We start from the raw sequence: 23267 nt of genomic DNA, 5'->3' as shown, positions 1-23267 counted from the left end.
ACCACCCCACAGCCCCCCGCCCCCGGGTCACCGCCCCTGAAGGCGAGCCGCCCGCTCCCGTATCGCCGGAAGCCGGGCAGTCAGCGCGGCCCCCGGGCAGCTGGTCATGAAACCGTCGTTGTGCCCGGCAAGCGTGGGCAGCACGGCCGAAGTCCCGGCCGCGTACCGCGCGAGGTCATTGCTGGACACGAGCCGCACCGTGGCCCGCGGATCGACATCGGACAGCCCCAGCTTCCACGCGGCAAGTGCGGCGATCGCATCCGTCATCGCCCGCGGCACCGGCGTCCCCGCCGTGAACGTACCGATGGCCGCGACCCCGGTGGTGCGATGGTTGAAGCCCTGCGCGTGCGCCCCGGTGACAGGCCGGTCGACGCCCCCCGCACGGCCCTCGTAGATCGTCCCGCAGCGATCGACCAGGAAGTTGTAGCCGATGTCGTCCCACTGCCGGGCGCCGGTCTGGCCGGCGTACAGATAGCGGATGATGCGGGGTGCGTCCGCGCAGGCGTACCCGTTCGGCGAGTCGGTGTGGTGGACGAAGACGGCGACGACCCGGTCGTCATAGCGGGCCGGCGGCTGCTCGTGCGTGCTCTCGGCGTCCAGCCACCGTGACCGCGGCACGATGGGCGGCCTGGCCGCGGGATGAGCCACGGCGGGCCGGGCGGCCACCGGCGACCGCGCGGCACCGTCTCCCGTACGGCTCACCCAGACGGCGCACATCACCAGCAACAGGACGGCGATCAGCCCGGGCACGCAGACGAGCAGGACAACAGCCGTCCGCGGTAGCCGTACCCCCCGTGCGGGAAGCGGGCGGCGCACCGCACGCCACGCCCGCCCCCCGCCCCGTATTCGTGCCCCCCGCGTCTTCCGGAAGACACGCATGCACTCACCCTGACCCGGATCCACGCACCCCGCGATGTGTGTTGTGCCACCCGGTGGATCCCAAGTGGAACCATTGGGCCGGGCCGGGACGTTTTTAGGGGTCCAGGCACGCGCGCGTGCTTGATCACTGGGCCCGCGTCCCGCGTATTAGGGGGCCCGAGAGAAAGGCGGCGCCGTGGACGTGCTCGACCTCCTGCTGTTGCTGGTGATCCTGGCCTACGCGGCGTCCGGCTACCGTCGTGGCCTGCTCGCCGGCTGTGTCTCGCTGGCCGGTTTCGTGGGCGGCGCCGTCATCGGCGTATGGGTGCTGCCCTGGATGATGGACCTGGTGACACCGGGGACTCCCGGTGCGACGGTGACGGCCGTACTGACGGTCCTGGTACCCGCCGTGGTGGGCCACGAGCTGATGGGGCGGCTGGCGCTGAAGCTGCGCCGCGAACTGGACAGCGGGCCGCTGCGGGTGGCCGACGGAATCGGCGGGGCCGCGGCGAACACGGTGGCCGTACTGCTGGTGGCGTGGGTGGCGGCCAGCGTCCTGGGCGCCTCCTCGTCCGCCGTCGTCACGCAGTCGATCCGCAACTCCGCGCTGCTGGGCGCCGTACAGAACACGATGCCGGAGACCACCCCGACCTGGTTCTCGCGCGCGACCTCGGCGCTCACCGAGGCGGGCTTCCCGCAGGTCTTCAACCCCTTCGAGAACGAGCCGGCGGCGGGCGTCGCGAAGCCCTCCGGGGACAGCGTCACGGCGACCGCGACGAACGCGGCCAAGCGGAGCACGGTGAAGATCGAGGGCGTCTCCGGCAACCAGGGCCGTGAGGGCAGCGGCTTCGTATACACGTCCGAGCACGTGATGACCAACGCCCATGTGGTGGCGGGCATCGACGAGCCGACCGTACGGGTGGGCGGTGTGAGCCGCGTCTACGAAGCGACGGTGGTGCTCTTCGACCCGCAGAAGGACGTCGCGGTCCTGTACGTCCCGGGCCTCAAGGCGCCCGTACTGTCCTTCGACGACACCGCCGAGCGCGGCGACTCGGCGGTCGTGGCCGGCTACCCGCAGGACGGCGGCCTCGACCTCCAGGCGGCCACGGTCGCGAGCCGGATCGACGCGACCGGCCAGAACATCTACAACACGGACACCGTCACCCGCGAGATCTACTCGATCCGCTCCACCGTCCGCCCCGGCAACTCCGGCGGCCCCCTCCTCACCACCGACGGCAAGGTGTACGGCGTCGTCTTCGCCCGCTCCACGTCCGACGCGGAGACGGGTTACGTCCTGACGGCGGACGAGGTCGCCACCGACGCCCGACAGGCGGCGAACGCCACGGCGCCGGTGGACACGGGAGACCTGATCTCCTCCTGACGCCCCCTGAGGGCATCCGAGGCCACTGCGCCCGCCCGGCCGTGGGTCAGAGAGAGCGCCCCATGAGTACGTCGTCGACGTACCCCCCGTCCAGCAGGAACTCCTCCGGAAGGATCCCCTCCACCACGAACCCCTCGGACTCGTAGAGCTTCCGCGCCGGCGCGTTGTGCCCGAGGACGCGCAGCGTGAGGCGCCGGGCCCCCTGCCGCCGGGCCTCCTCCCGCACCGCGGCAAGGAGCGCCCGCCCGACCCCGCTGCCGCGCGCCTCGTCCGCGACCACGAGTCCCTGGATCTGGCGGACATGGGAGTTGCACGGGAGGGGAGTGGGGAACCCCAGCTTGATGTAGCCGACGACGGCGCCGTCGAGCTCGGCGACGAGATGATCCCGCGGGCCGAACCGCTCGCTGTAGAAGGGTTCGTACGGCGGACGAGGGCGCGGCGTCACGGCGTGCAGCGTGGACCAGGCGGCGCGGTCGAGTCGGCCGAGCGTGTCCTCGTCGTCGTAGGTGGCGAAACGTATGTGCGGAACCGGCATGAGGATCACTGTACGGCGGCCCTACGGGCCCCTTACGGTGATTTTCCGGCCGGCGAGGCAGGATGGCTGCATGAGCGAATCGCCCCTTGCCCCTGGTTCCCGTGTCGCGATCGCCGGTGCGTCCGGTCTGATCGGTTCGGCGCTGACGCGCTCCCTCACCTCGGACGGACACGAGGTGATCCGCCTTGTCCGCCGCCCGCCCGGCGGGAAGGACGAGGTCCAGTGGGACCCCGAGAACCACCGGATCGACACCGCGCGGCTGGAAGGGTGCGCGGCGGTGGTCAATCTGGCGGGGGCCGGGGTCGCTTCGCGGTACTGGACGGCGGCGTACAAGGAGAAGATCCGGCGCAGCCGGGTGCTCGGCACGACGATGCTGGCCGACGCGGTCGCCTCGCTCGACTCGCCGCCGCGGGTCTTCGTCAACGGCAGTGCGATCGGGTTCTACGGGGACACCGGTGATCGGGCGGTGGACGAGTCTGCGCCGTCCGGGGACGGGTTCCTCTCCTCCGTCTGCGTGGAGTGGGAAGGGGCGGCGGCTGCCGCGCAGGAGGCGGGCGTTCGTACGGTGTTCGCCCGTACGGGGCTGGTGGTGGCCAGTAAGGGCGGGGCCTGGGGGAAGCTTCTGCCGCTCTTCAAGGCGGGGCTCGGTGGGCGGTTGGGGGCCGGTGGGCAGTACTGGAGCTTTGTCTCGCTGCACGACGAGGTGGCCGCGATCCGGCACCTGATCGACACCGAGTCGCTGTCGGGTCCGTTCAACCTGACGGCCCCGGAACCTCTCACCAACCGTCAGATCACCGAGGCGATGGGGCGCGTGCTGCACCGGCCCACCTTCTTCGCGGTCCCGGGGCCTGTCCTCCGCCTCGCCCTGGGCGAGATGTCCAACGAGATCCTCGGGAGCCAGCGCGTGCTCCCCACCCGCCTGCTCGAATCGGGCTTCAGCTTCGCGTTTCCGACGATCGACGGGGCGCTGGGGGAGGCGCTGCGCTGAGGAGTTTGTTCGCCCCTCCGCCCCTGGCCCGTCCCTTGTTCCTGGGGGCTGCCGCCCCCAGACCCCCGCTGTCGGCCTGAACGGCCTCGTCCTCGAGCGCCGGACGGGCTGAAAGCGTGGCCTCCGTGGGCGGGCGGGGGATGAGGATGGCAGCGCCTCGTCCTCACCCGCCGGACGGGCTGACAGCGAACAGCCGCAGTCGGAGGCGGAGTTCAGAGCCACAGTCGTCCCGCAGGTGGTTCACAGACTTCCCAGAGCCGGTCCTCCTACCGTTGCCGTAGGCACTGACTGGAGGTGGGGATCATGAGCAGTGGCAGTCGCAGGGAACGGGAGACCCCGGGGAAGGGGGTCGACTGGGCCCGCGCCGTGCGCGGCCCGTGGACGGTGCTCTGCGCGGTGGTGACCGTTGTTCTGGGGCCGGCCGCGATCACGGCGTCCGCTCTCGACCAGGCCAACGCCGCACCGATGTACCACGCGGTGAAGGTCGAGCAGACGCAGGCGTACATCCCGTCCGACCCGGGCCGCCGAGAGGCCCTGGCGACCTGAGGCTCAGCCCTTGAACCGCTCCCACAGCTTGGGATAGCGCTCCGAGAGGGCCGACTCGTTCTCGAAGTCGACCGGTGTGCCCTCCGGCTCGGGCGGCGCGGGCGGAATACCGAGGTCCGGCGCGACGACGCCGGTGAGCTGTTCGTATGCCTCGTCCGCCGCGTAGCCCAGCTCCTCGCCGTCGCCGTCGATCTCGTCGTCGAAGTCGTCCACGAGGTCGGCGAGCGAGTCCGGGTCGTGCACCGCGCCCTCGAAGACGTCCCGGCCCTGGCCGATCAGCCAGCACCGGAAGAAGTCGAAGGCGTCGTCGCTGGCGCCGTCGAGCAGCACCCAGGCGGCGCCCCACAGTTCCCAGCGGTAGGCGCGGTTGTAGCGGTACTCGAAGTGTCGGGCGAAGTCGAGGACCGAGTCCGGGTCCAACTGGATGAGCCGTTCGACGAGCAGGTCGGCCTGCTCGTCGGGGTCGCCCTCGGCGCCCGCACGGGTCGCGTCCACCAGCTCCCAGAACTCCGTCTCGTCCATCACGGGTCAAGCATCGGCCCTGGAAGGAAGGGACGCACGCGGAGTGCCGCAGATTGTTATGCGTGCACATGCCCAAGGTAAAACCACCGGGTTCGTACGGATTCCAGGGCACGCTCGATTTTCGAGGGCACGACCGATGTCCATTCGAGGGCAGGAACGATATTCAGGGGTGTGGCCGGTCGTACAGCGCCGCCAGCCGGGCGGTGTCCCCCGCGAAGCGGGCACGCAGGGGCGCCGGGGAGAGTATCTCCACCTCCGGCCCGAGCCCCAGGAACTGGGTGTGGGCGACCTCCTCGGACTCGACGGCGAGAGTGAGAGTCACCCAGCCGGTGTCATCAGGCGGGCCGCCGGCGGACAGTGCCTCCCGCACGGACGCGGGATCGACGACGTACGGAAGTCTCCGCACACCCGTCGGCGACACCCGTACGACCACCTCCGCCCGCAGGATGGACCGGGCGAACTCCTCGGCCCGCTCCTCCCAGAATCCCGGCAGGTCGAACCCCTCGTCCCGGCCGAAGCGGTCCCCACCGCCGTCCACCGCCGTGAACCGGTCGATCCGGTACACCCGGAAGGTCCCCGCCTCCGGCACCCGCGCGCACAGATACCAGACGCCCGCCTTCAACACGAGCCCGTACGGCTCAAGCGCCCGCTCCACCTCTGCCGCCCCGCGCCGGTAGCGCGCGGTGATCCGCCGGTCGTCCCACACCGCGTCCGCGACCGCGGGCAGCAGCTCGGGAGCCCTGGGCTCGCTGAACCAGGCGGGCGCGTCCAGATGGAACCGCTGCGCGGCCGTCCGTGCGGCGTCCCGCACAGAGGGAAGCAGCGCCGCGGACACCTTCAGCCGGGCCGCCGAGGCCGCGTCCTCCAGGCCCATCTCGCGCAGCGCCCCCGGCACCCCGCTCAGGAACAGCGCCTCCGCCTCGCCGCGCGCCAGCCCCGTCAGCCGGGTCCGGTAGCCCCCGACCAGCCGGTATCCGCCGGTCCTGCCCCGGTCCGCGTACACCGGGACCCCCGCCTCGATCAGCGCCTGCGCGTCCCGCGTGACCGTCCGCTCGGACACCTCCAGCTCCCGCGCCAGCTCGGCGCCGGTCATCGACGGCCGCGACTGGAGCAGCAGCACCATCTTGATCAGGCGGGCAGCGCGCATACGTCCATGATGCCGGGCCGCACCGACAGCGAAGGGGCACGGCAGTCGCCGTACCCCTTCGCTTCAGAACGCCGGAACCTACAGTCCGTACCGCTCCCGCGCTTCCTTCACCGCCGTCGCCTTGACCTCGCCGCGCCGCGCGAGCTGCGCCAGCGCCGCGACGACGATCGACTCCGCGTCGACGCCGAAGTGGCGGCGGGCGGCGTCACGGGTGTCGGACAGACCGAAGCCGTCGGCACCGAGCGAGGAGTAGTCCTGCTCGACCCACTGCGCGATCTGGTCCGGGACCTGGCGCATGTAGTCGGAGACCGCGAGGACCGGGCCCTCGGCGCCGTTCAGCGCCTGGCGGACGAACGGCAACCGCTCCTCGCCGCGCAGCAGCGCCGCGTCGGCGTCCAGGGCGTCACGCCGCAGCTCGGTCCAGGAGGTCGCGGACCACACGTCGGCGGCCACGCCCCACTCCTCGGCGAGCAGCTTCTGCGCCGCGAGGGTCCAGTGGATCGCCGTACCGGAGCCGATGAGCTGGATACGCACGGCGTTGGCAGCCGGGGACAGCCCCGCGGCCTCGGCCGTGTTGAACCGGTACAGGCCCTTGACGATGCCCTCGTCGATACCGAGTCCGGCCGGTTTGGCGGGCTGCGGGATCGGCTCGTTGTAGACCGTCAGGTAGTAGAAGACGTTCGGGTCCTCGCCGGGCGCCGCCTCGCCGTACATCCGGCGCAGACCGTCCTTGACGATCGCCGCGACCTCGTACGCGAACGCCGGGTCGTACGACATCGCCGCCGGGTTGGTCGCCGCGATGACGGGGGAGTGGCCGTCGGCGTGTTGCAGGCCCTCGCCCGTCAGCGTCGTACGGCCGGCCGTCGCGCCGACCAGGAAGCCGCGGCCGAGCTGGTCGCCGAGCTGCCACATCTGGTCGGCCGTGCGCTGCCAGCCGAACATCGAGTAGAAGATGTAGAAGGGGATCATCGCTTCGCCGTGCGTCGAGTACGACGTCGACGCGGCGATGAAGTCCGCCATGGAACCGGCCTCGGTGATCCCCTCGTTGAGGATCTGGCCGTCCTTGGCCTCCTTGTAGTACATCAGCTGGTCGCGGTCGACCGGCTCGTACGTCTGGCCCTTGGGCGAGTAGATCCCGAGGGACGGGAAGAGCGACTCCATGCCGAAGGTGCGGGCCTCGTCGGGGACGATCGGCACCCAGCGCTTACCCGTCTCCTTGTCGCGGACCAGGTCCTTGACCAGCCGGACGAACGCCATCGTGGTGGCCACGTTCTGCGAGCCGGAGCCCTTGTCGAAGGACGTGAACGTCTTGTCCGCGGGGGCGGGCAGCGGTGCGAGCGCGTGCGTACGGCGGGTCGGGGCGGGGCCGCCGAGGGCCGCGCGGCGCTCCTGGAGGTAACGGACCTCGGGGGAGTCGGCGCCCGGGTGGCCGTAAGGAACGACCCCGTCGATGAAGTCACTGTCCTTGATGGGAAGTTCGAGCAGGTCACGCATCTGCTTGAACTCGTCCGTCGTCAGCTTCTTCATCTGGTGGTTGGCGTTCTTGGACGCGAAGCCCTCGCCGAGCGTGTGGCCCTTGACCGTCTGCGCGAGGATCACGGTCGGCGCGCCCTTGTGCTCGACGGCCGCCTTGTAGGCCGCGTACACCTTGCGGGCCTCGTGACCACCGCGCGAGAGGTGGAAACACTCCAGGATCTTGTCGTCGGACAGCAGCTTCGCCATCTCGACGAGCGCCGGGTCCTTGCCGAAGAAGTCCTGGCGGATGTAGGCGGCGTTGCGGGTCTGGTACGTCTGCACCTGGGCGTCCGGTACCTCGCGCAGCCGGCGTACGAGCGCGCCGGTGGTGTCGAGCTGGATCAGCTCGTCCCAGGCGGTGCCCCACAGCGTCTTGATGACGTTCCAGCCGGCACCGCGGAACTGGGCCTCCAGCTCCTGCACGATCTTGAAGTTGGCGCGTACCGGGCCGTCAAGGCGCTGCAGGTTGCAGTTGATGACGAAGGTCAGGTTGTCCAGACCCTCGCGCGAGGCCAGGGCGAGTGCGGCCGTCGACTCGGGCTCGTCCATCTCGCCGTCACCGAGGAACGCCCACACGTGGGACGCGGACACGTCCTTGATGTTGCGGTTGGTGAGGTAGCGGTTGAAGCGCGCCTGGTAGATCGCGGAGAGCGGGCCGAGGCCCATCGACACCGTCGGGAACTCCCACAGCCAGGGAAGGCGGCGCGGGTGCGGGTACGAGGGCAGACCCTCGCCCCCGGACTCCCGGCGGAAGTGGTCGAGGTGGTGCTCGGTCAGCCTGCCGTCGAGGAAGGCGCGGGCGTAGATGCCGGGGGAGGCGTGGCCCTGGATGTAGAGCTGGTCGCCGGAACCGGGAGACTCCTGGGATTCCTTGCCCTTGAAGAAGTGGTTGAAGCCCGTCTCGTAGAGCCAGGCCGCGGAGGCGAAGGTGGCGATGTGGCCGCCCACGCCGTATTTGCTGCCTCGTGTCACCATCGCGGCCGCGTTCCAGCGGTTCCACGCGGTGATCCGGTCCTCCATCGCCTGGTCGCCGTCCACGATGGGCTCGGCGGCGGTGGGGATGGTGTTGACGTAGTCGGTCTCAAGCAGCTTGGGCAGCGCGAGACCGTTGCCCTCGGCGCGCTCCAGCGTGCGGCGCATCAGATACGCGGCACGGTGCGGCCCGGCCGCCTTGGTGACGGCGTCCAGGGAGGCCTGCCATTCGGCGGTCTCCTCGGGGTCGCGGTCCGGGAGCTGGTCGAGCTCGCTCGGCTGGATTGCGGTGGGGTCGGTCATTGCGCCGCCTTCCGGATGCGGAGGGGGGTTCCCTCGTCGGTAAGGGGTTTTCGGATGCCCTTGATGTCTTTGGCAGGACAGGGCGGCGGGCTCTGGTGGGAGCCCGGGGTGACTGTAACTCCCTGATCGATGATCGATCAAAGGGTTCCAGGCAAAACCTCTCTCCAGCGAGAAAAGTCGGCACGGGGTGCCTTGGAGACAGGCACGGGGTGCCTTGGATGTGCAGGGTTTTCCCAGGTGAGCGCGGGTGCGCTCCGCTGTGAACAGGTGCTTCACCTGCTGCCCTGCTTCAGGTGCTCAGGTGCTCAGGTGCTCAGGTGCTTCAGGCGCGCGGCGCGCAGCCCAGCACATGCGCCTTCACGAGGTCGGCGATCAGCGGATCCCGGCGGCGGAAGGCGTCCACGAGGGCCTCGTGCTCCTCCGCGTACGACTGCTGTACGGTCCCCAGCCAGCGGATGGACAGGGCCGTGAACACCTCGATGCCCAGGCCCTCCCAGGTGTGCAGGAGGACCGAGTTCCCGGCGGCCCGGACCAGCTCCCGGTGGAAGGCGACGGTGTGCCGGACCTGGCCGGTGCCGTCGGCCAGCCGGTCGGCCTCGTAGAGCGCGGTGACGTGCGGCTCCAGGGCCGAGCAGTCCTGGGCGAGCCGCTCGGCCGCCAGCTCCGCCGCGATGGCCTCAAGACCGGCCCGTACCGGATAGCTCTCCTCCAGGTCGGCGGCGGTCAGATTCCTCACTCGTACGCCCTTGTTGGGCGCCGACTCGATCAGCCGCAGCGACTCCAGCTCGCGCAGTGCCTCCCGCACCGGTGTCTGGCTGACCTCCAGCTCGGTCGCGATCCGCCGTTCCACGATCCGCTCGCCCGGCTTCCAGCGCCCGCTGACGATCCCCTCCACGATGTGCTCGCGGATCTGTTCGCGCAGCGAGTGGATGACGGGCGCGGTCATGAGGGCTCCTTTGCAGGGGGCGTGCCGGCCCCTGTGGGCGTTTGACGTTTAGACAATAAGGCCGCGCCCCTGCCGAGGAGAGGCGCACGGGGGCGCTTTCACGCAGGTGAGACGAGACTTACACGCTCGCAGAGCGGGCGCCTTTGTAAAGACCCGTACCGGGTGCGGTGCGGAGGCGTCACGTCCTTGTCACCCCGTGAACCCGCGGGGCCCGCACGGCGTGGGGGTCGGCACGGGGGTCGCTGCCAAGGGCACCCCTGGGCACGGCAGGGGGATGACCATGAACGAGCGCGGGCTTCGCTGGGCGATGACGGCAGTGGCGGCAGGGCTGGTGGCGAGCATGTCGGGATGCGGGCAGACGGCCACGGGGGCCGTGGCGGAGCCGAGCGGCGGTACGGAGACCGTCGTCGCGATGGCGGGGCAGCAGCAGCGCACGAGTTCCGGCGGCGCGTGCGTCTTCGTCAAGCCCGACGGCGCGCAGAAGCTCGGGCACGTCGGCTGGGGCTTCCGGATCACCGGCACGAACCGCTGGGTCTACGGCGCGGTGGAGAACCCGTCCGGCAAGCTCTATACGCCGCCCGGCGGCGACATCGGCGCCTGGCACGCGGAGGGCACGTACGCCCGCATGCTCAGCGACATGTCCCGGGACGCGCACTACCCCGGCAGGTCGGAGCACCCGTACAGCCGCTACCGCTGCACCGGTTCCGGGAGCAGCGATGTGCCGGCCGCCCGGGCCATGGTCCGCAAGGTCGAGGAGCGCGGCTTCCTCGTCGGCCAGGACCCCAGGACCGGCAAGCTCAGCTCGTGGGACTGCCTCGACGCCACCTACGACGTCCTCCATGCGTACCGGACGCAGCGGCTGACGCGGGCGGCGAAGCTGTCCATCCCGAACGTGTGGGTGGAGACGCTGTGGGGCTGGTCGGACAAGACGCTCAAGCGGCGCTAGGGATTGTCGGACAGGCCCTGGCAACGCGATGCCCCCGCCGGAGTTCCGGACGGGGGCATCGCACCAGCGGTGGGGTTACAGGCCGAGCTCGACCTCGAACTCGCCCGCTTCCAGGATCGCCTTGACCGCGGTCAGGTAACGGGCCGCGTCGGCGCCGTCCACCAGACGGTGGTCGTAGGAGAGCGTCAGGTACGTCATGTCGCGGACGCCGATGACGGTGCCCTCTTCCGTCTCGATGACGGCCGGACGCTTGACCGTGGCACCGATGCCCAGGATCGCGACCTGGTTCGGCGGCACGATGATCGTGTCGAAGAGCGCGCCGCGCGAGCCGGTGTTGGAGATGGTGAAGGTCGCGCCGGACAGCTCGTCCGGGGTGATCTTGTTCGCCCGGACCTTGCCCGCGAGCTCGGCGGTGGCCTTGGCGATACCGGCGATGTTCAGGTCGCCCGCGTGCTTGATGACCGGGGTCATCAGGCCCTTCTCGGAGTCCACCGCGATACCGACGTTCTCGGTGTCGAAGTAGGTGATCGTGCCCTCTTCGACGTTGATCCGGGCGTTGACGGCCGGGTGGGCCTTCAGCGCCTGGGCCGCCGCCTTGACGTAGAACGGCATCGGGGAGAGCTTGACACCCTCGCGGGCCGCGAAGGAGTCCTTCGCCTTCCCGCGGAGCCTCATCAGGCGGGTGACGTCGACCTCGACGACCGAGGACAGCTGGGCCTGCTCGTGCAGGGCCTTCACCATGTTGTCGCCGATGACCTTGCGGATGCGGGGCATCTTGACGGTCTGCCCGCGGAGGGGGGAGACCTCCAGGGTCGGCGTCTTCTTGGCGGAGGCGGTGGCAGCAGCCGGGGCGGCAGCAGCCGGAGCCGGAGCGGCGGCGGCCTTCTTCGCGGCCTCGGCGGCGGCGATGACGTCCTGCTTGCGGATACGGCCGCCGACGCCGGTGCCCTTGACGGTGGCCAGGTCGACGCCGTTCTCGGCGGCGAGCTTGCGCACCAGCGGGGTCACGTACGCGCCGTCGTCACCGGAGGTCGCGGCGGGTGCCGGGGCCGGAGTGACAGGGGCGGGCGCGGGCGCGGCCTTCGCGGGAGCCGGTGCGACGGGCTGGACCGGAGCCGGAGCCGGAGCCGGAGCCGGAGCCGGAGCGGCAGCGACCGGGGCCGCAGGCGCGGCCGGAGTCGGCGCGGGAGCCGCGGGGGCGGCCGGGGCAGCGGCGGCCGGAGCGGCCGGGGCCGCCGGGGCAGCCGCGGCCGGAGCCGAGCCGGGAGCGCCGACGACGGCCAGCCTGGCGCCGACCTCGGCGGTCTCGTCCTCGCCGACCACGATCTCCAGCAGCACGCCGGCGACCGGCGACGGGATCTCGGTGTCGACCTTGTCCGTGGAGACCTCGAGCAGCGGCTCGTCCTCCGCGACCTCCTCGCCGACCTCCTTCAGCCAGCGGGTGACGGTGCCCTCGGTGACCGACTCGCCCAGTGCGGGCAGTACGACGTCGGTACCGGAGGCGCCACCTGCCGGAGCGGCAGGGGCAGCGGTGGGAGCCGGGGCGGGGGCGGCCGGAGCCGCGGGGGCCTCGGCGACAGGGGCCGGAGCGGCCGCGGGAGCGGGCTCCGCGGCCGGAGCAGGGGCGGCGGCGGGCGCACCCGTGCCGTCGTCGATGACGGCCAGCTCGGCGCCGACCTCCACCGTCTCGTCCTCGGCGACCTTGATGGAGGCGAGCACACCGGCGACGGGCGAGGGGATCTCGGTGTCGACCTTGTCGGTCGACACCTCCAGCAGCGGCTCGTCGGCCTCGACGCGCTCGCCCTCGGCCTTCAGCCAGCGGGTGACTGTGCCCTCGGTGACGCTCTCGCCGAGCGCCGGAAGGGTTACGGAAACCGCCATGGTTTCTGTTGCTCCTTAACGATGGTGCGGAAGTCTGTGGTCGTCGCGCCCAGGTGCGACGCGGTGACTGACGTACGGCCGGTGACTGATGTACAGCCGGGGCCGGTCAGTCGTGCGAGTGCAGCGGCTTGCCCGCGAGGGCCAGGTGGGCCTCGCCGAGCGCCTCGCTCTGCGTCGGGTGCGCGTGGATGAGCTGCGCGACCTCGGAGGGCAGCGCCTCCCAGTTGTAGATCAGCTGGGCTTCGCCGACCTGCTCGCCCATACGGTCACCGACCATGTGGACACCGACCACCGCACCGTCCTTCACCTGGACGAGCTTGATCTCGCCCGAGGTGTTCAGGATCTTGCTCTTGCCGTTGCCCGCAAGGTTGTACTTCAGAGCGACGACCTTGTCCGCGCCGTAGATCTCCTTGGCCTTGGCCTCGGTGATACCCACGGAGGCGACCTCCGGGTGGCAGTACGTCACCCGGGGGACACCGTCGTAGTCGATCGGAACGGTCTTGAGTCCGGCCAGCCGCTCTGCCACCAGGATGCCCTCGGCGAAGCCGACGTGCGCGAGCTGGAGCGTCGGGACCAGGTCACCGACGGCGGAGATGGTCGGGACGTTCGTGCGCATGTACTCGTCGACCAGGACGTAGCCGCGGTCCAGCGCGACGCCCTGCTCCTCGTAGCCCAGACCGGCCGAGACCGGACCGCGGCCGACGGCGACGAGCAGCAGCTCGGCCTCGAACTCCTTGCCGTCGGCGAGGGTGACCTTGACGCCGTTCGCGGTGTACTCGGCCTTGGAGAAGAACGTGCCCAGGTTGAACTTGATGCCACGCTTGCGGAACGCGCGCTCAAGAAGCTTGGAGGAGTTCTCGTCCTCGACCGGGACGAGGTGCTTGAGGCCCTCGATCACCGTCACGTCGGTGCCGAAGGACTTCCAGGCGGAGGCGAACTCGACACCGATGACACCGCCGCCGAGCACGATCGCGGACTGCGGGACGCGGTCCAGGACCAGCGCGTGGTCGGAAGAGATGATGCGGTTGCCGTCGATCTCCAGGCCCGGCAGCGACTTCGGCACGGAGCCGGTCGCCAGAAGCACGTGGCGGCCCTGGATGCGCTGGCCGTTCACGTCGACCGAGGTCGGCGAGGAGAGGCGGCCCGCACCCTCGATGTACGTCACCTTGCGGGAGGCGATCAGCCCCTGCAGACCCTTGTACAGGCCCGCGATGACCCCGTCCTTGTACTTGTGGACGGCCTCGATGTCGATGCCCTCGAAGGTGGCCTTGACGCCGAACTGCCCGCTCTCGCGGGCCTGGTCGGCGATCTCACCCGCGTGCAGCAGTGCCTTGGTGGGGATGCAGCCATTGTGCAGGCAGGTACCGCCGACCTTGCCCTTCTCGATCAGGGCGACGTCCAGGCCCAGCTGAGCTCCGCGCAGCGCCGCGGCGTAACCGCCGCTACCGCCACCGAGAATCACTAGGTCGAAAACGGTGCTGGCGTCGTTCGCCACGTCACGTCCTCCATGCTGTGCGCCGTACGCCGGTCAACTGTGACCGCGCGGCGGCTGGTGTCCGGCCGCTCTTTCTCCGGCCCTGTGGTGGGGGCCCTGTCCTGCCGAGAACCCATCTTCGCACTTGTCGGGGGCGAGCGAGACGCCGGGCCGGTGTGTGACACGTCCCACCTGGCTCACCAAGGGGTCGCCAAGGGTTCGTCAAGGGGACAAAACGGCCCCGGGGTGACTTGTCACCCCGGGGCTGCCTTTCATGCCACCGACCTAGCCGAGATCGCCCGCCGCGGTCAGCTCGGCAAGACGCACCAGCGTCCGCACCGCCGACCCCGTACCGCCCTTGGGGGTGTAGCCGAAGGGACCGGACTCGTTGAAGGCGGGACCCGCGATGTCCAGGTGCGCCCAGGTGATCCCCTCGCCGACGAACTCGCGCAGGAAGAGACCGGCCACCAGGCCGCCACCCATCCGCTCACCCATGTTGGCGATGTCGGCGGTGGGCGAGTCCATCCCCTTGCGCAGGTGCTCGGGCAGCGGCATCGGCCAGGACTCCTCGCCGACCTCCTCCGCGGCCTCCACGATCGAGGCACGGAACGCGTCGTCGTTCGCCATCACGCCGAACGTACGGTTGCCGAGCGCCAGCACCATCGCTCCCGTCAGCGTCGCCACGTCGACGATCGCGTCCGGCTTCTCCTCGGACGCCTTCCACAGCGCGTCGGCGAGGACGAGACGGCCCTCGGCGTCCGTGTTGAGGACCTCGACGGTCTTGCCGCTGTACATGCGCAGCACGTCACCGGGGCGGGTCGCGGTACCGGAGGGCATGTTCTCGGCCAGTGCGAGCCAGCCGGTGACGTTGACCTCAAGACCCAGGCGCGCGGCGGCGACCACGGCCGCGAAGACCGCCGCCGCACCGCTCATGTCGCACTTCATCGTCTCGTTGTGCCCGGCGGGCTTGAGGGAGATGCCGCCCGAGTCGTAGGTGATGCCCTTGCCGACGAAGGCGAGGTGCTTGGTGGCCTTGGCGGAGGTGTACGACAGCTTCACCAGGCGGGGACCGGCGGCCGAGCCCTTGCCGACGCCGAGGATGCCGCCGTAGCCGCCCTTTTCGAGCGCCTTCTCGTCGAGCACCTGCACCTTGATGCCGTGCTCCTTGCCGGCCGCGCTGACGACGGCGGCGAAGGACTCGGGGTTGAGGTCGTTCGGCGGGGTGTTGATGAGGTCGCGGGCGCGGTTGAGCTCCTCGGTCACGGCGGTGGCGCGCGCGATCGCGGCCTTGTACGCCGCGTCACGGGGCTTGCCGCCGATGAGGGCGACCTCGGCGAGCGGGGCCTTGCCGTTCTTGGCGCCGTTGCCGGTTTCCTTGTACGCGTCGAAGGCGTACGCGCCGAGGCGGGCGCCCTCGGCGACGGCACCGGCGTCGGCGGGGTCCGCGATCGGCAGGGCGAACGCGGCCTTCTTGGCACCGGCGAGGGCGCGGGCGGCGGCACCGGCCGCGCGGCGCAGCACCTCGGCGTCGTAGGTGTCGTCCTGCTCCGGGACCGCTCCCAGGCCGACGGCCAGGACGACCGGGGCCTTGAAACCGGAGGGCGCGGGCAGTTTCGTCACCTCGCCCTCGGCCCCTGAGGCACCGAGAGTCTCCAGGATGCCGGCGAGCCCGCCGTCGTACGCCTTGTCCACGGCCTCGGCGCCCGGTGCGACGACCAGTCCCCCTGACTTGGATGCGGGGCCCTTCGCGACACCGACGACGATGGCGTCGGCCCGCAGACCGGACGCTGCGGCGGTGCTGAGAGTGAGAGCAGTCACGGTGGTGAAATCTCGCTTCCGTTGAAATTGCTGCGGCCGAATGAGGGTGGGTCGACCGGGCCCGGCAATCGACCCTGGATCCGGCCCTGAGGGCGGGCCTCACCGGGGCAGGGCAAGTGCCAGGGCCGAGCCTACGCTCGGGGCCGGGTCCCGCTCATACCGGCGGGTGCTCACCGCGGGGCGGCGACGATGCAGATCTCCCACCGCTCGCTCCGGGTGATTTCGGCCGCACTGTCCGTGTCGGTCATGGGGCTCACCCCAGTGAGAGCATCACGAGCGCCGTCGTCGCCGCCGTCTCGGCGAGGGCGCCGAAGACGTCGCCCGTGATCCCGCCGAAGCGGCGCGTGCAGTGGCGCAGCAGCAGTTCGGCGGCGGCGCAGGCGGCGAGCACCGCGAGTGCGGTGCGCACGAGGTCGTACGTCCCGAGGAGCGCCCCCGCACCGGCCGCGGCGACGGTGACGGCGGCCGTCACCAGCAGGGCCCCGCGCAGCGGCACCGTGCCCGCGACCGCAGCGCCCAGGCCCTCCGGGCGGGCCGGCAGGACTCCGGTTCGGGCGGCCAGGGTGAGGGCGAGGCGGGCCGCGGTCGCCGAGACGACGGCCGCGAGCGCGCCCCGGGCCCAGGAGGCGTCGTACGCCTGGAAGAGCGCGGCCACCTGGGCCAGCAGTGCGAAGAGCAGGGTGATCACGCCGAACGGGCCGATGTCCGACTGCTTCATGATCCGCAGCGCGTCCTCGGCGGGTTTGCCGCTGCCGAGGCCGTCCGCGGTGTCGGCGAGCCCGTCCAGGTGCAGACCGCGGGTGAGGGCTGCCGGTACGGCGGCGGTGGCCACGGCGGCAAGCAGCGGGCCCGCGCCCATCGCGAGCAGCGCCACGCCCACCAGGGCCGCGCCCGCCCCGACGACGAGCCCGGCCAGGGGTGCGCAGAGCATCCCGCCGCGCGCGGCCCCGCGGTCCCAGCGGGTCACCGTCACGGGGAGCACGGTGAGGGTGCCGAAGGCGAAGCGCAGGCTGTCGGAGAGGGAGGTCCTGGACACCGGCGCAGGTTATCCGGCCGTACGGGCAGCGCCTGCGGCGGTGGGCGACGGCCATGGATAAAGTGCGCAATATGGGTCATTGGTTGCACCGGAACATCGTCGAGCCCGGAAAGCTGCCGCTTCTGCTGGCACTCGCCTCGTTCGTGCTGACCTTTGTGATCACCCGGGTCATCGTCCGGCTGATCCGGGCGGGCAAGGGCCCGTTCGGCAACGTGAAGGCGGGCGGTGTGCACATCCACCACGTCGTTCCGGGTGTCGTGCTCACGGTGATCGGTGGTTTCGGGTCGGTGGCCAGCAGTCGGCACGGCTTCGGCGCGGCCGCGTTCGCCGTGGTGTTCGGGATGGGTGCGGGCCTGGTGCTGGACGAGTTCGCGCTGATCCTGCACCTCGACGACGTCTACTGGACCGAGGAGGGGCGCAAGAGCGTCGAGGTCGTCGTGGTCACGGCGGCCCTCGTCGGCCTGGCGCTCGGGGGTTTCCTGCCGTTCGGCGTCAACGACCTCAGTCAGCAGGAACTCCAGGACCGGGGCGGCGTGATCCTGAGTGTTCTGGTGAACTTCGCCTTCGCGCTGCTCGCTCTGGGCAAGGGCAAGGCCCGGCTGGCGATCTTCGGCGTCGTCGTCCCGTTCGTCGCCATCGTCGGCGCGGTCCGGTTGGCCCGCCCCGGCTCGGCCTGGGCCAAGCGCTTCTACCGGCGCCGGCCGCGCGCCCGGGCCAGATCCACCCTGCGCGCCTACCACCACGACCGCCGCTGGGCGGGCCCCCGCCGCAGGCTCCAGGACTGGGTCGGCGGCAAACCGGACCCCGAGCTGCGCTGACGTACAGCGGCCCGGGCCCTGGACTACGCCTACGCCGTACGCCGTCTGCGCGATTCCAGGTGCCTGCGGTGCAGCCACTTCGGCAGGCCCGGCGCCTCCAGGAAACCCTCGGCGCGTGCGGCGGCGACAGCGATGCGCGGCAGGTCCGCGCTCTTCTCGAAGAGCAGGAACCGAGGCTCCCAGATGGGCCGGTACTTGGCGTTCGCGCGGTACAGCGACTCGATCTGCCACCAGCGGGAGAAGAAGCTGAGCAGCGAGCGCCACAGCCGCAGCACCGGTCCCGCGCCGAGGCGCGCACCACGCTCGAAGACCGAGCGGAACATGGCGAAGTTGAGTGAGACCTGGGTGATTCCGATTTCCTGGGCACGGCCGAGGAGTTCGATCACCATGAACTCCATCAGCCCGTTCTCGGCGTCGCGGTCGCGCCGCATGAGGTCGAGGGAGAGCCCGTGGGGCCCCCATGGCACGAAGGAGAGCACGGCTCTCAACTCACCGGCACCTTCCCCAGCGCGGCTGTCCCTGCATTCGAGCATCACGCACCGCCCGTCGTCCGGGTCGCCGAGCCGCCCCAGGGCCATGCTGAACCCGCGCTCGGTGGCCCCGTCGCGCCAGTCGTCCGCGCGCTTCAGCAGGTACGCCATCTCGTCGGCCGGGATGTCCTGGTGACGCCGGACGCGCACCTCGTACCCGGCGCGCCCGACCCGGTTGTAGGCCTGCCGGACGGTACGCATGGCCCGTCCGTCCAGCGTGAACTCGGCGGTCTCCACGATGGCTTCGTCACCGAGTTCGAGAGCGTCCAGACCGTGCCGGGCATAGACGGTGCCCGCCTCCTCGCTCGCGCCCATCACCGCCGGGATCCAGCCGTGTTCGCGCGCCTCGGTGAGCCAGGGCTCGATGGCGCCGGGCCACGCCTCCGGGTCGCCGATGGGGTCGCCGGAGGCCAGGGAGACGCCGCCGAGGACGCGGTAGACGACCGCCGCCTTGCCGGTCGGCGACCAGACCGCGCTCTTCTCGCGGCGCAGGGCGAAGTAGCCGAGCGAGTCCCGGTCGCCGTATCGGTCGAGCAGCGCCCGTAGTCGGCGCTCGTCGTCCTCGGTGAGCGGGTCGAGGGCGCGGCGGGAGCGGAAGGCGGCGTAGAGGACGGCGAGGATCAGCAGGGTGCTGAGCACGTTGATGGTGACGTCGACCCAGTTGGGTGTGGTGATCCCGGGGAAACCCGAGTCGTCCGCGGCGACCGAGACGAGCCGCAGGAGGCCGTAGCGCCAGCGGTCAAGGAAGGTCGAACGGTGCGCGTCGTGGGCGTGGTTGGCGACCGTCACCAGGAGCGCGGCGAGCAGCGAGGTGACCAGCAGCCCACCGATCCCGACGGCCGCGGCCAGTCCGGGATTGGACCGGTCGCCCTTGGCGTAGAACTCCCGGCGACCGACGACGAGCGACGCCACGAAGGCCGCCGTCAGGACGAACGAGATCCAGTTCTGCGGATACCGCCGGATATCCGGGAACGCCAGCGCGAAGGCGAACAGCAGCAGGAACAGTGCGGCGAGTACGAGGTTCAGGATCCACGCGGCCCGCTTGCGGCGCCGCATGGTGACCGCCAGGAACATCGCGAAGACGCCGGACGCGAACCCCGCCGTCAGCAGATACGGGGTGAAGTAGTTCTCCGTGTTGTGCCGTCGCAGGTCCTGCCCGAGGGAGACCCACACGGCACTCAGAAAGTTCACGAACGCGACAACACGCAAGTACCAGACCGCGAAGACGGCGGCTCGCGGGGCGACCGCTCCCCGCCCCCGCTCGGCGACAATTCGGGCATCTCCCATGGGAGTGGATGATATGGGTCGCCGGGCGGGCTGAAGACTTCCAACCCCGGCCCGGGAATGATTCAGTCCCTCCGGCGCTTGAGGAGCGGGGTCTGGGGCGGAGCCCCAGTAAGAAGGGACGGGTAGGGGCGGAGGGGGCGAAAACCCCCTGCCGCGGCTACTCCGCCTCCTTCTCCTGCCCGGAGAGCCCTCCCTGCCCGGAGCCCTCTTCCTGGCCGGAGCCCTCTTCCAGGACGGCGGCCTCGTCCAGGACGGCGGCCTCCGTCGACGCCTTCTCCGGAAGCTCTGCGGCCAGCGCGGCCGCCGCCTGGACGAGGGGGAGCGCGAGAAGCGCACCCGCGCCCTCGCCGACCGTGACCCCGTGGTCGAGCAGGGGCTCCAGCGCCATCCGGTCCAGCGCCTTCGCCTGCGCCGGCTCCCCGCTGTTCTGACCCGCCAGCCACCAGTCCGGCGCCCGGAAGGCGACCCGCTGCCCGACCAGGGCGCAGGCGGCCGAGACGACCCCGTCGAGGATCACCGGCATCTTCCGCACCGCGCTCTGCAACAGGAACCCGGTCATCGCCGCGAGATCGGCCCCGCCGACCGCCGCGAGCAACTGCAGCTGATCCCCGAGCACCGGCCGGGCCCGCCGCAGCGCGTCCCGCACGGCGGCGCACTTGCGCATCCACGCGAGGTCGTCGATGGCCTGCCCGCCCCGCCCGGTGACCACGGAAGCGTCGGTCCCGCACAGCGCGGCGACCAGCACCGCGGCCGCCGTGGTCCCGCCGACGCTGATGTCGCCGAGCACCACCAGATCCGTACCGGAGTCCGCCTCCTCGTCCGCGACGGCGACCCCCGCGAGGAACGCCGCCTCGGCCTCCTCCGGCGTCAGCGCGTCCTCCACGTCGATACGGCCCGAACCGCGCCGCACCCGATGCCGTACGACCTCGTCGGGCAGCCCCTCCGGCGCGGTGTCCAGCGCCATGTCGACCACCCGCACCGGAACGCCCAGCCGGCGGGCGAGGATCGACGCCGGGCTCGCACCTTCGAGGACCGACCGCACCAACTGGTCGGCGCTGCCCGCGGGCCGTGCCGACACACCGAGTTCGGCGATCCCGTGGTCGCCCGCGAACAGCACCGCACGCGGGTGCTCGATCGGCCGTACCGGCACCGCGCCCTGCGCCGCCGCCAGCCACTCACCCAGGTCGTCGAGGCGGCCCAGTGCCCCCGGCGGCACGATCTGGCGCTCCCGGCGCGCCTCGGCGTCGCGGCGGACGCCTCCGTCGGGGCGCTCGATCAGATCGGTGAAGTCATCGAGATTAAGCGAGCTCATTCGCCGAACAGTACCGGCAGCGATCGAACACGTCCGCGCCACGTCGTTGCACCGGAGATCGCCCTTTAATACGTACCTTTTATGTCGTATTGTCGTGCGGCTCGTCGCCCCCCAACAGGAGCAAGTCGTCCCCCACAGGAGCAACAGGAGCACTCATGCCCCCCACCCCGCAGTCGACCGCAGAACGCCGGGCCGCCTGGCTGAGCGAACTCGCCCAGGGCACCGACCGGTTCCACGAACCGCGCCGGGACGACTGCCCCTGGTGCGGCTCGAAGCGGCTGCGCACCCGACTCCGTACGCCGGACCTGCGGCAGCGCAAACCCGGCACCTTCGTCGTCGACGAGTGCGGGGACTGCGCCCACGCCTTCCAGAACCCCCGGCTGACCGCGGAAGGGGTCGCCTTCTACCACCGGGACCACCACCCCGACCTCCAGGCCGAGGCACCCGGCGGACTCGCCGACCGCATCCTCGCCGCCCGCGCCGGACGCGGACGCCACCTCGCCGCCGCCCGCGCGATGCTGCCGCACCCCGAGCCGGAGAGCTGGCTCGACGTCGGCACCGGGCACGGGCACTTCCCGGCGGTGGCCAAGGAGATCCACCCGTACACCGCCTTCGACGGCCTCGACCCCACCCGGCGCGTCGAGAAGGCGCAGGCCGCCGGGCGGGTGGAGGAGGCGCACCGCGGCCGGCTCACCGACCCGGAAACCGCCGAGCGACTGCGCGCCCGCTACGACGTCGTCAGCATGTTCCACCACCTGGAGCACACCCCCGACCCCCGCGAGGAACTGCGCGCCGCACTGACGGTGCTGCGCCCCGGCGGGCTCCTCCTCGTCGAAGTCCCGGACCCCGACTGCGCGTTCGGCGCGCTCCTCGGCAAGTGGTGGGTGTCCTACGGCCAGCCGCGCCACCTCCACCTGATGCCGCTGCCCAACCTGTTGGCGGAGCTCGAATCGCTCGGCTGCGAGATCGTCTCGACGGACCGTCGAGAACCGCACATCCCCTACGACCTCTCAGGCGCCGTCGCCCTGGCCCTCAGCCGCGTCCTCCCCGGCCTCGACGCCCCCTGGCGCCCGGCGCCACCCACCGCCCTCCAACGCCGCCTCCGCACGGCCCTGACCCGCGCGTCCGTCCCCCTCCTGGCCTCGGCCGCCGCCCTGGACCACACGCTCGCCCCACTCTTCCGCCGCACCCGCTTCTCCAACGCGTACCGGATCATCGCCCGGCGACAGCCATGAGCCGCCCTCAACCCCGCAGCGTGAGCGCCTGCCCCGCCACCACCAGCAGCAAGTGCTCGCACTCCGCCCCGAACCCCGCGTTCAACCGCCCCAGTTCGTCCCGGTAGCGCCGGCCCGAAGCCGTGGCCGGCACGATCCCCGACCCCACCTCATTGGAGACGGCGACAACCGTGCGGCGCGTCCGTCGTACGGCGGACGTCAGTTCCTCCACCCGGGCCCGCAGCGCACGCTCCCCGCCGCCGGACCACTCCGCGTCGTCCCAGGCGTTCACGGAGTCCATCGCGTCGGTCAGCCACAGGGACAGGCAGTCGATGAGCAGCGGGGGACCGTCCGCCTCCAGGAGGGGGACGAGGTCGCAGGTCTCGGTGGTGCGCCAGGAGCCGGGGCGCCGCTCGCGGTGGGTGTGCACACGCGACGCCCATTCGTTGTCCCCGTTGCGGCAACCGCCCGTGGCGACGTACACGACGTCCGGGAAGGCCTCAAGGCGCCGCTCCGCCTCCACCGACTTGCCGGAGCGCGCGCCGCCCAGCACCAGGGTGCGGCGCGGCACGTCGGGGACGTCCTCGTAGACGCCCACGTCCAGCGTCGACCCGTCCGGCACGGCCCGCGCACCCGCCGCCGCGAGGCGCCGCCGCAGCTCGGCGCCCGGCGGCACGTCGTGGTCGAGATGCACCGCGATCACGTCCGTCGCCGGGCCGACGGCGCCCACCGCGCGCAGCTTCGCCAGGGCGTCCGGGCGCCCCACGACATCGGGGAGCACCATGTCGTACGCCGGGTCGCCGTTCAGGCCGAGCCCGGCGGGCGCCGCGCCGGGCGGCAGGTACAGCAGCCGCTGTCCGTCGGGTCCGGTCACCGCGTACCCCGTCCCGGGCGCGTCCATCGGCACCGCCCGCACCCGGTGCCCGGTGAGCAGCGCCAACTCCCGTCCGTCGGGCACCCGGCCGGGTTGCGGCAGCCCGGCCGGCACCTCGACCGCGGGGCCGTCGTGCGGGTGCGAGAGCAGTACCTGTCGTACGCCGCCCAGCGAGTGCCCGGCGCGGGCGGCCGCGAACGCCGCGCCGGGGGTGAGGTCGAGCAGCAGGGTGCCGTCCACGAGCAGTGCGGTCGCCGCCCGCGCCTGCTCGCCGAGCGCGGTCGCGCAGGCCGCGCAGGGGCAGTCGGGGCGGGGCAGGCCTGCGGGGGCGCCGGTGCCGAGCAGAGTCAGTTCCACGGGGATG

Annotated in this window: 19 protein-coding genes; 6 read left to right on the top strand and 13 right to left on the bottom strand. The window is 71.5% G+C overall.

The features are described from left to right. Positions 1-27 precede the first annotated feature (27 nt). Positions 28-717 carry a peptidoglycan recognition protein gene (locus ACIPC1_RS01450; protein ID WP_402513346.1) on the bottom strand — a complete coding sequence of 230 codons (690 nt, stop codon included), beginning with the start codon at positions 715-717 and terminating at the stop codon, positions 28-30. A gap of 337 nt (positions 718-1054) precedes the next feature. Between ACIPC1_RS01450 and ACIPC1_RS01445 the strand changes: the two genes are divergently transcribed. Continuing rightward, positions 1055-2239, top strand: a complete 1185-nt coding sequence (locus tag ACIPC1_RS01445) for a MarP family serine protease (RefSeq protein WP_402512300.1) — start codon at positions 1055-1057, stop codon at positions 2237-2239. 46 nt (positions 2240-2285) lie between these two features. Here the strand turns inward: ACIPC1_RS01445 and ACIPC1_RS01440 are convergent, their stop codons facing one another. Beyond that, entirely contained in the window at positions 2286-2774 is a 489-nt protein-coding gene (locus ACIPC1_RS01440; protein WP_402512299.1) for a GNAT family N-acetyltransferase, read from the bottom strand. A 70-nt stretch (positions 2775-2844) separates the two neighbouring features. On the opposite strand from ACIPC1_RS01440, the gene ACIPC1_RS01435 reads away from it, so the two are divergent. Together ACIPC1_RS01435 and ACIPC1_RS01430 are read left to right on the top strand one after the other, a co-directional pair. After that, positions 2845-3762, top strand: coding sequence for a TIGR01777 family oxidoreductase (locus tag ACIPC1_RS01435; protein WP_402512298.1), 918 nt, complete (start codon positions 2845-2847; stop codon positions 3760-3762). A 303-nt stretch (positions 3763-4065) separates the two neighbouring features. Then, the gene (locus tag ACIPC1_RS01430; RefSeq protein WP_402512297.1) at positions 4066-4308 is read left to right on the top strand and encodes a hypothetical protein; all 243 of its coding nucleotides are present in this window, start codon (positions 4066-4068) and stop codon (positions 4306-4308) included. A gap of 3 nt (positions 4309-4311) precedes the next feature. Here the strand turns inward: ACIPC1_RS01430 and ACIPC1_RS01425 are convergent, their stop codons facing one another. The 4 genes from ACIPC1_RS01425 to ACIPC1_RS01410 all read right to left on the bottom strand — a co-directional run bounded on the left by ACIPC1_RS01425 (position 4312) and on the right by ACIPC1_RS01410 (position 9713). Further along, positions 4312-4830 carry a DUF4240 domain-containing protein gene (locus tag ACIPC1_RS01425; protein WP_384385024.1) on the bottom strand — a complete coding sequence of 173 codons (519 nt, stop codon included), beginning with the start codon at positions 4828-4830 and terminating at the stop codon, positions 4312-4314. Between the two features lie 163 nt (positions 4831-4993). Then, positions 4994-5977, bottom strand: coding sequence for a helix-turn-helix transcriptional regulator (locus ACIPC1_RS01420; protein ID WP_402512295.1), 984 nt, complete (start codon positions 5975-5977; stop codon positions 4994-4996). A gap of 78 nt (positions 5978-6055) precedes the next feature. Further along, complete coding sequence (gene aceE / locus ACIPC1_RS01415; protein WP_402512293.1) at positions 6056-8767, bottom strand: pyruvate dehydrogenase (acetyl-transferring), homodimeric type; 2712 nt, start codon at positions 8765-8767, stop codon at positions 6056-6058. Positions 8768-9089: 322 nt separating this feature from the next. Then, the gene (locus ACIPC1_RS01410; RefSeq protein WP_384385000.1) at positions 9090-9713 is read right to left on the bottom strand and encodes a GntR family transcriptional regulator; all 624 of its coding nucleotides are present in this window, start codon (positions 9711-9713) and stop codon (positions 9090-9092) included. A 280-nt stretch (positions 9714-9993) separates the two neighbouring features. Between ACIPC1_RS01410 and ACIPC1_RS01405 the strand changes: the two genes are divergently transcribed. Beyond that, positions 9994-10659 carry a hypothetical protein gene (locus tag ACIPC1_RS01405; protein ID WP_402512291.1) on the top strand — a complete coding sequence of 222 codons (666 nt, stop codon included), beginning with the start codon at positions 9994-9996 and terminating at the stop codon, positions 10657-10659. A 75-nt stretch (positions 10660-10734) separates the two neighbouring features. Here the strand turns inward: ACIPC1_RS01405 and sucB are convergent, their stop codons facing one another. The 4 genes from sucB to ACIPC1_RS01385 form a co-directional block, all read right to left on the bottom strand. Further along, on the bottom strand, positions 10735-12540 hold the full coding sequence (gene sucB / locus ACIPC1_RS01400) for a 2-oxoglutarate dehydrogenase, E2 component, dihydrolipoamide succinyltransferase (RefSeq protein ID WP_402512290.1): 1806 nt from the start codon (positions 12538-12540) through the stop codon (positions 10735-10737). A gap of 106 nt (positions 12541-12646) precedes the next feature. Further along, positions 12647-14035: a dihydrolipoyl dehydrogenase gene (gene lpdA, locus ACIPC1_RS01395; protein ID WP_402512288.1), complete on the bottom strand. Its 1389-nt coding sequence runs from the start codon at positions 14033-14035 to the stop codon at positions 12647-12649. A 264-nt stretch (positions 14036-14299) separates the two neighbouring features. Next, a complete protein-coding gene (locus ACIPC1_RS01390) occupies positions 14300-15832 on the bottom strand; it encodes a leucyl aminopeptidase (RefSeq protein WP_402512286.1) in 1533 nt (510 codons plus the stop codon). A 253-nt stretch (positions 15833-16085) separates the two neighbouring features. Further along, on the bottom strand, positions 16086-16868 hold the full coding sequence (locus ACIPC1_RS01385; RefSeq protein WP_402512285.1) for an adenosylcobinamide-GDP ribazoletransferase: 783 nt from the start codon (positions 16866-16868) through the stop codon (positions 16086-16088). Positions 16869-16939: 71 nt separating this feature from the next. Between ACIPC1_RS01385 and ACIPC1_RS01380 the strand changes: the two genes are divergently transcribed. Next, positions 16940-17686 (top strand): hypothetical protein, encoded by a 747-nt coding sequence (locus ACIPC1_RS01380; RefSeq protein ID WP_402512283.1) that lies wholly within the window; start codon positions 16940-16942, stop codon positions 17684-17686. A gap of 29 nt (positions 17687-17715) precedes the next feature. Here the strand turns inward: ACIPC1_RS01380 and ACIPC1_RS01375 are convergent, their stop codons facing one another. Next, on the bottom strand, positions 17716-19503 hold the full coding sequence (locus ACIPC1_RS01375) for a phosphatidylglycerol lysyltransferase domain-containing protein (RefSeq protein WP_402512282.1): 1788 nt from the start codon (positions 19501-19503) through the stop codon (positions 17716-17718). 157 nt (positions 19504-19660) lie between these two features. Further along, the gene (cobT, locus tag ACIPC1_RS01370) at positions 19661-20815 is read right to left on the bottom strand and encodes a nicotinate-nucleotide--dimethylbenzimidazole phosphoribosyltransferase (RefSeq protein WP_402512280.1); all 1155 of its coding nucleotides are present in this window, start codon (positions 20813-20815) and stop codon (positions 19661-19663) included. Positions 20816-20970: 155 nt separating this feature from the next. Between cobT and ACIPC1_RS01365 the strand changes: the two genes are divergently transcribed. Beyond that, positions 20971-22050 (top strand): class I SAM-dependent methyltransferase, encoded by a 1080-nt coding sequence (locus tag ACIPC1_RS01365; protein ID WP_402512278.1) that lies wholly within the window; start codon positions 20971-20973, stop codon positions 22048-22050. 7 nt (positions 22051-22057) lie between these two features. On the opposite strand, the gene ACIPC1_RS01360 is transcribed toward ACIPC1_RS01365, so the two are convergent. Beyond that, on the bottom strand, positions 22058-23260 hold the full coding sequence (locus ACIPC1_RS01360; protein WP_402512276.1) for a bifunctional adenosylcobinamide kinase/adenosylcobinamide-phosphate guanylyltransferase: 1203 nt from the start codon (positions 23258-23260) through the stop codon (positions 22058-22060). Positions 23261-23267 lie beyond the last annotated feature (7 nt).

It is taken from the genome of Streptomyces sp. NPDC087263, assembly GCF_044744645.1.
In the GTDB taxonomy this organism is placed as follows: domain Bacteria; phylum Actinomycetota; class Actinomycetes; order Streptomycetales; family Streptomycetaceae; genus Streptomyces.
Note: the sequence above shows the minus strand (reverse complement) of the source record. Positions and strands in the feature narration are given on the sequence as shown.